Raw genomic sequence first — 11,603 nt, 5'->3', positions numbered from 1 at the left:
CGCGGGTTGACCTTTTGTTTTCCGCGGCGGGGCTAGCCCAGCAATGGCGATCATAGAATCACGCGGAAGCGCTCATAAGTCAACAGGTTCGAACATCCGACAACGGTGCCGAGGGGGTTTTCGGTATCCGGTTCGAGACTGACACAATGGCCCTCATGTCCGACGTTGCCCGCCGCCCGCGAGTGCTCTCCGGCATCCAGCCGACCGCCGATTCCTTCCACCTCGGCAACTATCTGGGCGCGGTGCGCAACTGGGTGGCGATGCAGGACACGCATGACGCGTTCTACTGCGTGGTCGACCTGCACGCGATCACGATGGGCCATGATCCGGTCGCACTCCGTAACCGTACCCGGGTTTCGATCGCGCAGTTGCTCGCCGTCGGCCTGGACCCGGAGCGCTGCACGCTCTTCGTCCAGTCGCACGTGCCGGAGCACGCGCAGCTCGGCTGGGTGCTCAGCTGCATCACCGGGTTCGGCGAGGCCGGCCGGATGGTCCAGTTCAAGGACAAGTCGACCAAGGCCGGGCAGGACAGCACCACCGTCGGGCTGTTCACCTACCCGATCCTGCAGGCCGCCGACATCCTGCTCTACCAGGCCGACCAGGTTCCGGTGGGGGAGGACCAGCGGCAGCACCTGGAGCTGACCCGCGACCTGGCGCAGCGGTTCAACACCCGGTTCGCGCCGACCTTCACGATGCCCTCGGCGTACATCGTCAAGGACACCGCGAAGATCACCGACCTGCAGGACCCGACGAGCAAGATGTCCAAGTCGGCCTCCTCGCCGAACGGGATCATCGAGCTGCTGGAGGACCCGGCCCGCTCGGCCAAGAAGATCAGGTCGGCGGTCACCGACACCGGGCGGGAGATCCTCTACGACGAGGTGAACAAGCCCGGCATCAGCAACCTGCTGACGATGTACGCGGCGCTCACCACGCGGACCATAGACGAGCTGCTGGAGCAGTACGACGGGCGCGGCTACGGCGACCTCAAGAAGGACCTCGCCGAGGTGCTGGTCGAGTTCGTCCGGCCGATCCAGGAGAAGACCAAGGCGTACCTGGACGACAAGGCCCAGCTCGACAAGATCCTGGCGGTCGGTGCGGAGAAGGCCCGCGCCGTGGCGTCGGTGACGCTGGCTAAGACGTACAAGAACGTGGGTTTCCTCAGCCCCGCGCGCGGGGCCTGACCCCGGTGGGTGATCCGGCTCGCACGCGTATCGGCGTGGCGATCGACATCCCGGAGCCCTGGGGCTCGGCGCTGACCCGCCGGCGCGCGGAGGCCGGCGACCCGCAGGCCGCCTGGACGCCGGCGCACGTCACCCTGCTCGGGCCGACCGAGGTGGACACGGACGCGCTGCCGGCGGTGGAGAAGCACCTCGAGGCGATCGCGTCGGCGCAGCCGCCGTTCACCGTCCACCTGCGCGGGACCGGCACGTTCCGGCCGATCACCGAGGTGGTGTTCGTCAGCCTGGCGATGGGTATCAGCGAGTGTGAGCTGCTTGCCGAGGCGATCACCAGGTCCGCCGACATCCACCGGGACAGCCGGTTCCCGTACCACCCGCACGTCACGGTGGCGCAGGACGTGGCGCCGGAGGCGCTCGACGCGGTCTTCGACGACCTGGCCGGATTCTCCTGCCGGTTCCCGGTGCCGTCGTTCACCCTGTTCTCGCACGGTGGCGAGGGCCCGTGGCGGCCCCGGCGTGACTTCCCCCTCGGTGGCTGATCCGTCGGCTACGGTCGCGCGGTGAACCCTATCGATCGGGCGTATGACGCGGTCGCGGCCCGGATCATGGAAGTGCGGTACCGCTCCCGCTACTTCGACCACCTGTGCCGGGCGCTGCTGCGGTACGAGGGCGTCCAGGGTGGCCGGCTCGCCGCGGCCAGCGCGTACTACGGCTTTTTCGCGGTGTTCGCGCTGCTGCTGATCGGCTACTCGATCTTCGGGTTCCTGCTGACCAGCAACACCCAGCTCTTCGATCTGGTGCACGACTTCCTCCGGCAGAACCTGCCGTTCCTCGACGTGCAGGCGATCCTGGACAGCAAGAAGACCGTCGGGATCGTCGGCATCCTCGGGCTGACCTTCACCGGCATCGGCTGGGTGGAGGCGATCCGCTCCTCGCAGCGGCACATCTGGCGGCTGCGCGAGCAGCCCGGCTACTTCGGCATCCGGCAGGCGGTCGACCTCGGGGTGCTGATCGCCGTGCTGATCCTGCTGACGCTCACCCAACTGGCCGTCTACGGCCTGGAGGCGCTGCTCGACTGGCTGGCCGACGGCGGCTTCCAGAACACCCTGGCGGTGGTCAGCCTGATCCTCACCCTCGGGGTGAACATGCTGCTGGCGGCGGCGCTGCTGGCCGCCGTGCCGCGGCTGCGGATGACCGTGCGGCGGATGGCGCCGCCGGTGCTGCAGGTCGCGATCGGACTGATGCTGCTCAACACGGTGGGCAAGACGTTCGTCGCGATGGTCCAGCGCAACCCGGCGTACGGCCTGGTCGGCTCGGCCGTCGGCGCGCTGGTCTACCTGTACGTCTTCCACCAGCTGCTGCTGTTCGGCGCGGCCTGGGCGGCGACCAGCCCGCACGGGCGGGTGGTGGACCTGTCGGCTGACGATAAAACCGCTCCGGTGGGGCAAAACCTCTGGATCCGGGACGCCCGCCCGCGATGATGTCTCGCGTGGGGACTCTCGTCACGCTGCATCTGCCACCCGGCTCACCGCTGACCGACGCGCCGTGGGTGATCACCATCGGCTCGCTCGGCGACCGGGAGGGCTGGGATCCGGTCGTCTGCGGACCGTACGAAAGGGACCACGCCATCGCCCTCGCGCGCGCCGTGGTCGCCGACGACGACCTGATGGCCGTGGTCGAGCCGATGTACCCGCTGGACTCCGCGGACGCGATCCGCACCGAGATCGAGGCGGCCCGGGCGCTGGCCGAGGACGACACCGCCCCGGCCGACGACCTGCGCGCCGAGCCGAGCGCCGGCGGGCCGCCGCCGCCGACCCCGGAGCCGGCGCAGGTGCACGACGGCTGGCGCCGGATAGCCGCCCGGCTGGCCCGCTGAGGGCGCTGCGATACTCGTCGCCGTGGTGATCACACGGCGGTGGGCGGGGTTCCTGGTGGCGGTCGGGGTGTGGACGTGGGTGATCTGGCCCCGGTTCGGCCTGGCGATCTACAACGACGACCGCGCGTTCGACGGGAACACGCCGACGGCGTTCCTGTGGGTGCACGCGCTGCTGATCGGGGCGTCCCTGATCATCGGGACGACGGTCGGGGTCCTGGGCGTCAGGGCGTGGCGGGCCGCACCGAAGAAGCCGTCGTGACCAAACGGTGACCGCAATCGAGACGAACCGTTATCGGCGGGGGTTGTCCGGCGCCGAAGATTAATCCTGGGTTACGCGCCCACGTGACAATTCCCCTGTGAACCCACCTAAAGCGGCAGGCAAAAGCCCTGGTGATTGCGGCGCGATAACGGTGCGCCAACAGTCCGTACCGAACGCCTGCCGGGTACCTGGACCGCAGCTACGCTGCCGACCTGAGACCCACCGAGAGTGTCGGTGAGCAGTGGAAGGAGGGCGTCTTGCGCCCAGTACGTGGGAAGCGGATCGTGGCGATTCTCGCGGCAGGTGGGCTGACGCTCGCAGCCGCCGCTTGTGGTGACGCCCCGGCGGACACCCCGACCGGCGGCGCCAGCTCGGCTGCTACCGCCGCGGCATACAAGGCCTGCATGGTCACCGACACCGGTGGCATCGACGACAAGTCGTTCAACGCTTCGGCGTGGGCCGGCATCCAGGGTGCCAAGGCCGAGGCGAGCAACGTCGACCCGAAGTACGTCTCCTCGTCCTCCGAGGCCGACTACGAGCCGGGTCTGCGGAACTTCGTGACCCAGAAGTGCGACTACATCCTCGCGGTCGGCGGCCTGATGGGTGACGCCACCAAGAAGGTCGCGACCGAGAGCGCGAGCTCGCAGTTCGCCATCGTGGACAGCGGCAGCTCCGGCGCCAACGTCTACCCGATGCAGTTCGCCACCCAGCAGGCGGCGTTCCTCGCCGGCTACCTGGCCGCGGGCTACTCGAAGTCCGGCAAGGTCGGCACGTACGGCGGTCTGAAGATCGCCCCGGTCACCATCTTCATGGACGGCTTCGCCGACGGCGTCGCCTACTACAACCAGAAGAAGGGCAAGACCGTCACGGTCCTGGGCTGGGACAAGGCGAAGCAGAACGGCACCTTCGCCGACAGCTTCATCGACCAGAACAAGGGCAAGACGATCACCCAGACCCTGGTCTCGCAGGGCGCCGACGTGATCCTGCCGGTCGCCGGCGGCACCGGCCTGGGCACCGCCCAGGTCGCCAAGGACTCGTCCGGCAAGGTCTCGGTCATCTGGGTCGACCAGGACGGCTGCAAGAGCGCCGCGCAGTACTGCGACGTCTTCCTCAGCACGGTCGTCAAGAACGTCGAAGAGGCGGTCAAGGAGTCCGTGGTGCTGGGCGCCAAGGGCGAGAAGCTCTCCGCCACCCCGGGCTACATCGGCACGCTGGAGAACAAGGGTGTCAGCCTCGCGCCGTACAACCAGTTCGACAGCAAGGTCGACGCGACGCTGAAGACCGAGATCGACCAGCTCACGAAGGACATCATCAGCGGAACGGTCAAGGCCGAGTCGGCCAGCGCACCGAAGTGACCTTCCGGTAGTAGCATTCGGCCGCCGCTCGGCCACCGGCTCGCACCGGTGGCCGCGCGGCGGCTCGCATTAACCGTCCACCAGGCCAGCAACCGACGTCGGGGAGATTCCGCTGAAACTGGAACTGCGCGGCATCACCAAGCGCTTCGGCGACCTGGTGGCCAACGACCACATCGACATCACCGTCGAGCCCGGCGAGGTGCACGCCCTGCTGGGCGAGAACGGCGCCGGCAAGTCGACCCTGATGAACCAGCTCTACGGCCTGCTGCAGCCGGACGAGGGACAGATCGTCGTCAACGACGAGCCCAAGGTCTTCCGCAGCCCGCGCGACGCGATCGCGTCCGGCATCGGCATGGTCCACCAGCACTTCATGCTGGTCCCGGTCTTCACCGTGGCGGAGAACATCGCGCTCGGCGCCGAGGAGACCCGCGGTGGCCCGCTCGGCTGGCTGGACCGCCGCCGGGCCCGCCGCGACGTGATCGAGACCTCGAAGAAGTTCGGCCTGCCGGTCGACCCGGACGCCCTGATCGAGGACCTGCCGGTCGGCGCCCAGCAGCGGGTGGAGATCGTCAAGGCGCTGACCCGCAACGTCGACCTGCTGATCCTGGACGAGCCGACCGCGGTGCTCACCCCGCAGGAGACCGACGAACTGCTCGCGGTGATGCGCTCGCTCACCGAGATGGGCAAGTCGATCGTCTTCATCACCCACAAGCTCAAAGAGGTCAAGAAGATCGCCGACCGGATCACCGTGATCCGGCGCGGTCAGGTGGTCGGCACCGCCAGCCCGGACACCAGCGAGGACGAGCTGGCCGCCCTGATGGTCGGCCGCGCGGTCAGCCTCGAGGTGGCGAAGGGCCCGGCCGAGCCGGGTCGCGCCGTGCTGCGGGTGTCCGGCCTGATCGTCGACGACGACCGGGGCATCCGCGCGGTCGACGGGGTGGACCTGGAGGTCCGGGCCGGCGAGGTGCTGGGCATCGCGGGCGTGCAGGGCAACGGGCAGACCGAGCTGGTCGAGGCCGTGATGGGGCTGCGCGAGGTGCGCGCCGGCGCGGTCGAGCTGGACGGCGAGAACCTGGCCGGGATGAGCACCAAGCGGATCCTGCGCTCCGGGGTCGGGTACGTCCCGGAGGACCGCAGCCACGACGGTGTGGTCAAGGAGTTCACCGTCGCCGAGAACCTGATCCTGGACATGTACGACCGGGAGCCGTTCGGCAACGCGTTCCGCCTGGACCTGGCGAAGGTCGGCGGCAACGCCAAGGAGCGGGTCGAGCAGTTCGACATCCGGTGCCAGACCCCGGAGTCACCGGTCGGCACGCTCTCCGGCGGCAACCAGCAGAAGGTCGTCATCGCCCGGGAGATGTCCCGCCCGCTGCGCCTGTTCATCGCGTCCCAGCCGACCCGCGGGGTGGACGTCGGCTCGATCGAGTTCATCCACGGCCAGATCATCCACGAGCGCGACCAGGGCACCGCGGTGCTGGTGGTCTCCAGCGAGCTCGACGAGGTGGTCGGTCTCGCCGACCGGATCGCGGTGATGTACCGCGGCCGGATCCTGGCCGTCGTCTCGCCGGACACCCCGCGCGAGGAGATCGGTCTGCTGATGGCCGGCATCACCGGCGGCAACGAGGAGAAGAAGTGACCGCCGAGACCAAGGAACCGGTCAAGGAGAAGGAACCGGCCGAGAAGGAGACGTTCCTCAGCGTCTTCGTACGCAACCTCTGGTCGTCCAACAGCGTCACCGTCACGGTCCTCTCGATCGTACTGGCTGTGCTCATCGGCGCGGTGCTGATCGTGGTCTCCGACTCGGCGGTGCTGGCGAAGTTCAGCTACTTCACCGCCCGGCCCGGCGACGCGCTCGACGCCAGCTGGACGCTGATCTACTCGGCCTACTCCGACCTGCTCAAGGGTTCGCTCGGCGACCCGGAGGCGATCAACGCCTGGTTCTCCGGGACCGGCACCTGGCAGAACGCGTTCGCCCCGATCTCCGAGACGCTGACCTACGCCGCGCCGCTGGTCTTCACCGGCCTGTCGGTCTCGCTGGCGTTCCGCGGCGGCCTGTTCAACATCGGCGCCCAGGGCCAGGCGGTGCTCGGCTGCATCGCGGCCGGGATCGCCGGCTTCACGTTCGGCCTGCCGATCGTGCTCAACCTGCTCGTGGCGCTGGTCGCCGGCGCGCTCGGCGGCGCCCTCTGGGGCTTCCTGCCCGGCCTGCTCAAGGCCCGGACCGGCGCCCACGAGGTGATCACCACGATCATGCTCAACTACACCGCCGGCCTGCTCCTGGCCTGGCTGGTCATCCAGAAGGGCATCCAGCAGCCCGGCCGGACCGACGCGATCAGCAAGGTGGTCGCCGAGTCCGCGCAGCTGCCGTCGTTCGGCGGCGTGCTCCGGGTGCACCTGGGCATCATCCTCGCGGTGCTGGTCACCGCCGGGGTGGCCTGGCTGCTGAACCGGTCGGCGTTCGGCTTCGAGCTGCGCGCGGTGGGCGCGAACCCGCACGCCGCGCGGACCGCCGGGATCAGCGTGGCCAAGACGTACACGCTGCTGATGGCGGTGGCCGGTGGTCTCGCCGGGCTCGGTGGCGCGACCCAGGTGCTGGGTACGGCGTACGCCCTGACCCCCTCGGTGGCCGGCAACATCGGCTTCGACGGCCTGCTGGTCGCCCTGCTCGGCCGGAACCGCCCGTGGGGCACCCTGCTCGCCGCGATCCTGTTCGGCGTGCTCCGGGCCGGCGGCAACCGGATGCAGTCGTTCACCGGCATCTCGCTCGAGCTGGTCAACGTGCTGCAGGCCCTGATCGTCATCTTCATCGCCGCCCCCGCCCTGGTGAAAGCGATCTTCCAACTTCGTGCCGCCCGCGCCGCCGGGCTCGGCGTCTCTCCGGCGAAGGGCTGAGGACATGTCGACCGCGACTGTGGAGGCGCCGACCGAGGTCGCCGCGCCGGAACCGTTCTGGACCAGGCAGCGCCGTTTCGGCGTGGCCCTGCTGGTGCTCGGCGCGCTCGCCGCGGTGCTGTTCGGATCACTCGCGCCGAGCAAGGACGCCCGGTTCACGCTCACCCAGGACGCCGAGGGCGCCGCTCTCTCGATCAACGGCCAGTTCGGCGCGGTGCTGTTCGGCGTGCTGACCCTGGTGGCCGGTGGCCTGCTCGTCGCCGGGCTGCTCAAGCGCTGGTCGAACACGCTGCTGGTGCTCGGCATCGTGACGTTCGTGCTGTCGTTCCTGTGCTGGCAGGTGGCCGGCCAGTTCATGTCGCTGGAGGACACCCTCAGCGGCACGATGGACCTCGCGCTGCCGCTGGTGCTGGGCGCGCTGGCCGGGGTGCTCGGCGAGCGGTCCGGCGTGGTCAACGTCGCGATCGAGGGCCAGTTCCTGATGGGTGCGTTCGCCGGCGCCCTGATCGGCACGATGGCCGGCAGCGTCTGGGCCGGCCTGATCAGCGCGGCGATCGGCGGTGTGATCATCGCGGCGATCCTGGCCGTGCTCTCGATCCGCTACCTGGTCGACCAGACCGTGGTCGGCATCGTGCTCAACCTGTTCGCGCTCGGCATCACCGGCTTCCTCTACGAGCGGCTGATGCAGCCCGACGCGATGAAGTACAACGCGCCGCCGCAGATGCCCAGCGTGAAGATCCCCGGGCTGGCCGACATCCCGGTGCTGGGGCCGGTGTTCTTCGACGCCACCCCGCTGCTCTGGATCGCGCTGATCCTGGTCGCGGTGATTCACTTCGGGCTCAACCGGACCCGCTGGGGGCTGCGGACCCGGGCGGTCGGCGAGCACCCCACCGCGGCGGACACGGTCGGCATCCGGGTGCGCGGGCTGCGGTATATGAACGTGCTGCTCGGCGGCGTGGTGGCGGGCCTCGGCGGGGCGTACTTCACGCTCGTCGCGACCGGTAGCTTCACCAAGAACATGACCGCCGGCGCCGGGTTCATCGCGCTCGCGGCGCTGATCTTCGGCCGGTACACGCCGATCGGGGCGTTCGGGGCGGCGCTGTTCTTCGGCTTCGCGCAGAAGCTGGCGTTCTACCTGAGCGCGATCAACAGCCCGGTGCCGAACCAGTTCCTGAGCATGCTGCCGTACCTGGCGACGATCATCGCGGTGGCCGGTCTGGTCGGCCGGGTGCGCGCGCCCGCTGCCGACGGCGTCCCGTATATCAAGAGTTGATTCTCCGTTGAACATCAGATGCCCGGGCCTGGCCCGGGCATCTGTCGTTCGCGGACCGGACAGTGGGGCAGAATCGAGATCATGGAGATCGACTGGGCGGCGCTACGAGCAGCCGCCATCGAGGTGATGCGGCGTGCCTACGTGCCCGCGTCCGACTTCCCGGTCGGCGTGGCCGCCCTGGTCGACGACGGCCGGGTGGTGGTCGGCTGCAACGTGGAGAACGCGTCCCTCGGCATGACCCTGTGCGCCGAGTGCGGCATGGTCAGCTCGCTGCACGCGACCGGCGGCGGCAAGCTGGTCGCGATGTCCTGCGTGGATGCGACCGGCGGCCCGCTGATGCCGTGCGGGCGCTGCCGCCAGCTCCTGTGGGAGCACGGCGGCCCGGACATGCTGGTCGAGGCGCTGCCCCGGCCGCTGCGGATGGACGAGCTGCTGCCGCACGCGTTCGGCTGGGTGGACATGGAGAAGGTCACCGGCCCGGCCGGCGGCCCGGAGGTCCCGGCCGAGCTGGCTCGCTGGCGCGGGCGCGGCACGGTCTTCGTGCACCCGGACCTGTCCGGCGGCGCGACGATCTGGACCGGGTACTGGGAGCGCTCGTCGGGCGCCCCGGGCAGCGGCGAGGAGAAGGGCATCCTGGAGGAGGGGCCGAATTTCCCGACCGCCTCCGCCGCGGTGGCCTGGGGTCTGGTCCGCAGTCCGCGGGTCGTGGTGGTGGACGCCGAGGGCGCTCTGTCCTGGGCGGGCGAGGGTGAGCTGCCGGACGGAATTCCGCAGCGCTGGCAAAAAGAGGAACAAGCATGAGCGGGATTGCCGCGGTCGACGTCATCCGGGCCAAGCGGGACGGGCATGTCCTGACCGACGCCCAGATCGACTGGGTGGTCGACGCGTACACCAAGGGCGTGGTCGCCGACGAGCAGATGTCCGCGCTGGCCATGGCGATCCTGCTGCGCGGCATGACGCCGGCCGAGATCGCCCGCTGGACCGCCGCGATGATCGCCAGCGGCGAGCGGCTGGACCTGTCCGCGGTGTCCCGGCCGACCGCGGACAAGCACTCCACCGGCGGCGTCGGCGACAAGATCACGCTGCCGCTGACCCCGCTGGTCGCGGCGTGCGGCGTGGCCGTGCCGCAGCTCTCCGGCCGCGGCCTGGGCCACACCGGCGGCACGCTGGACAAGCTGGAGTCGATCCCGGGCTGGCAGGCCCGGATCTCCAACGAGCAGTTCAAGCGCCAGCTGGACGAGATCGGCGCGGTGATCTGCGCGGCCGGTGACGGCCTGGCCCCGGCCGACCGCAAGCTGTACGCCCTGCGCGACGTCACCGGCACGGTCGAGGCGATCCCGCTGATCGCCAGCTCGATCATGAGCAAGAAGATCGCCGAGGGCACCGGCGCGCTGGTCCTGGACGTCAAGGTCGGCTCCGGCGCGTTCATGAAGGACCTGGCACAGGCCCAGGAGCTGGCCCGCACCATGGTCCAGCTGGGCAAGGACAGCGGGGTCACCACGGTCGCCCTGCTCACCGACATGAGCACCCCGCTCGGCCTGGCCGTCGGCAACGCCAACGAGGTCGCCGAGTCGGTCGAGGTGCTGGCCGGTGGCGGCCCGTCCGACGTGGTCGAGCTGACCCTGGCACTGGCCCGGGAGATGCTGGCCGCCGCGGGCGTGGACGCCGACCCGGAGAAGGTGCTCGCCTCCGGCGCCGCGATGGACACCTGGAAGGCGATGATCCGGGCGCAGGGCGGCGACCCGGACGCGACGCTGCCGACCGCGGCGCACACCGAGGTGTTGCGGGCCGAGGCGGACGGCGTGGTGACCACCATGGACGCGTACGGGATCGGGGTCGCCGCCTGGCGCCTCGGCGCCGGTCGCGCCCGTAAGGAGGACCCGGTCAGCTTCGGTGCCGGCGTGCAGCTCAGGGTCAAGCCGGGCGACCGGGTGAAGGCCGGTGACGTGCTGCTCGAGCTGCGTACCGATGAGCAGTCCCGGATCGAGGCGGCCCGCGCCGATGCTGTCGCGGCGATCATGATCGGGGCCGATGCCCCCGCCTCTGCCGGGTTGCTCCTGGACCGCATAGCCTGACGCACCATGACGAAGGCCGCTCCCGATCCACGCGCGGTTCGCGAGGCCAGCCTGGACGAACTGACCAGGCTGGCTCTGCCGTTGCCGCCGCCGTCCTTCCCACTGGTGTGGGAGCTGGGCGACACGGTCGAGCTGCGCCCGGTGGCCGAGTTGGAGGCCCGGGCCGCGGTGCTGCACGTGGTGGTGGCCCGCTGCTTCGGGATGCCCACCGAGGCGGCGATGAGCTGGCTGCTCGCCTCCCATCTGGTCGAGTTGGTCACCCCGCCGGAGTGGCAGTTCGTGATCGGGGCCAAGGGCGACCACCGGTCGTTCGTGCTGCACCACGACGCGGTGTTCGCGCTGGCCTACCTGCTCGGGCTGGGCCGGCACCTGGACCCGACGGTGCCGCCGGACGATCACCTGATGGCGCAGATGCCGGATCTGCCGGCCGGCGAGACGTTCGGCCGCTGGCGGTCCCGGTCGCTGGTCGCGGTCCGGGACGCCGCCGAGGCCGCGGTGCTGCTCGATCTCTACTACTGCCTGGACTGGGCGTACCAGGAGGCCGAGCAGGCCGGCCGGGAGCTGCCCGGCGAGGTGGACAGCAACGCGATCGGGCAGCGCCGGTGGGCGCTGGAGTGGGCCGTCATCTTCCACGGTCCCTACCATGACAAGCCGCCGGAATGGGAAGAAGTCGACCTGTCCGTCTAGGCCGGGAT

Annotated in this window: 12 protein-coding genes; all 12 read left to right on the top strand. The window is 70.0% G+C overall.

Annotated features, from left to right (window positions below; translation table 11 throughout):
- Window positions 1-155 precede the first annotated feature (155 nt).
- Window positions 156-1,181: a tryptophan--tRNA ligase gene (gene trpS / locus L3i22_RS50100; RefSeq protein ID WP_221324425.1), complete on the top strand. Its 1,026-nt coding sequence runs from the start codon at window positions 156-158 to the stop codon at window positions 1,179-1,181.
- Between the two features lie 5 nt (window positions 1,182-1,186).
- Window positions 1,187-1,717 (top strand): 2'-5' RNA ligase family protein, encoded by a 531-nt coding sequence (locus L3i22_RS50095; protein WP_221324424.1) that lies wholly within the window; start codon window positions 1,187-1,189, stop codon window positions 1,715-1,717.
- 21 nt (window positions 1,718-1,738) lie between these two features.
- Entirely contained in the window at window positions 1,739-2,659 is a 921-nt protein-coding gene (locus tag L3i22_RS50090; RefSeq protein ID WP_221324423.1) for a YihY/virulence factor BrkB family protein, read from the top strand.
- 8 nt (window positions 2,660-2,667) lie between these two features.
- Complete coding sequence (locus L3i22_RS50085; protein WP_221324422.1) at window positions 2,668-3,054, top strand: hypothetical protein; 387 nt, start codon at window positions 2,668-2,670, stop codon at window positions 3,052-3,054.
- A 22-nt stretch (window positions 3,055-3,076) separates the two neighbouring features.
- On the top strand, window positions 3,077-3,313 hold the full coding sequence (locus L3i22_RS50080; RefSeq protein WP_221324421.1) for an SCO4848 family membrane protein: 237 nt from the start codon (window positions 3,077-3,079) through the stop codon (window positions 3,311-3,313).
- A gap of 257 nt (window positions 3,314-3,570) precedes the next feature.
- Window positions 3,571-4,668, top strand: a complete 1,098-nt coding sequence (locus tag L3i22_RS50075; RefSeq protein WP_221324420.1) for a BMP family protein — start codon at window positions 3,571-3,573, stop codon at window positions 4,666-4,668.
- A gap of 157 nt (window positions 4,669-4,825) precedes the next feature.
- Entirely contained in the window at window positions 4,826-6,304 is a 1,479-nt protein-coding gene (locus tag L3i22_RS50070) for an ABC transporter ATP-binding protein (RefSeq protein ID WP_370644322.1), read from the top strand.
- Complete coding sequence (locus L3i22_RS50065) at window positions 6,301-7,560, top strand: ABC transporter permease (RefSeq protein WP_221324419.1); 1,260 nt, start codon at window positions 6,301-6,303, stop codon at window positions 7,558-7,560. The genes L3i22_RS50070 and L3i22_RS50065 overlap by 4 nt, the downstream gene beginning before the upstream one ends.
- A gap of 4 nt (window positions 7,561-7,564) precedes the next feature.
- Window positions 7,565-8,833: an ABC transporter permease gene (locus L3i22_RS50060; RefSeq protein ID WP_221324418.1), complete on the top strand. Its 1,269-nt coding sequence runs from the start codon at window positions 7,565-7,567 to the stop codon at window positions 8,831-8,833.
- An 81-nt stretch (window positions 8,834-8,914) separates the two neighbouring features.
- Window positions 8,915-9,634, top strand: coding sequence for a cytidine deaminase (locus L3i22_RS50055; RefSeq protein WP_221324417.1), 720 nt, complete (start codon window positions 8,915-8,917; stop codon window positions 9,632-9,634).
- Entirely contained in the window at window positions 9,631-10,908 is a 1,278-nt protein-coding gene (locus tag L3i22_RS50050) for a thymidine phosphorylase (protein WP_221324416.1), read from the top strand. Before L3i22_RS50055 ends, L3i22_RS50050 begins: the two co-directional genes overlap by 4 nt.
- Before the next feature lie 6 nt (window positions 10,909-10,914).
- Window positions 10,915-11,595, top strand: coding sequence for a DUF4272 domain-containing protein (locus tag L3i22_RS50045; RefSeq protein WP_221324415.1), 681 nt, complete (start codon window positions 10,915-10,917; stop codon window positions 11,593-11,595).
- Window positions 11,596-11,603 lie beyond the last annotated feature (8 nt).

The sequence above is a fragment of the Actinoplanes sp. L3-i22 genome, assembly GCF_019704555.1.
In the GTDB taxonomy this organism is placed as follows: Bacteria; Actinomycetota; Actinomycetes; order Mycobacteriales; family Micromonosporaceae; genus Actinoplanes.
This window is presented reverse-complemented; position numbering and strand designations above follow the sequence as displayed.

Excerpts from the sequence above, each read along its gene's own strand:
- trpS (WP_221324425.1), top strand. The coding sequence starts at position 156 with ATGTCCGACGTTGCCCGCCGCCCGCGAGTGCTCTCCGGCATCCAGCCG.
- L3i22_RS50060 (WP_221324418.1), top strand. The coding sequence starts at position 7,565 with ATGTCGACCGCGACTGTGGAGGCGCCGACCGAGGTCGCCGCGCCGGAA.
- L3i22_RS50055 (WP_221324417.1), top strand. The coding sequence starts at position 8,915 with ATGGAGATCGACTGGGCGGCGCTACGAGCAGCCGCCATCGAGGTGATG.
- L3i22_RS50050 (WP_221324416.1), top strand. The coding sequence starts at position 9,631 with ATGAGCGGGATTGCCGCGGTCGACGTCATCCGGGCCAAGCGGGACGGG.
- L3i22_RS50045 (WP_221324415.1), top strand. The coding sequence starts at position 10,915 with ATGACGAAGGCCGCTCCCGATCCACGCGCGGTTCGCGAGGCCAGCCTG.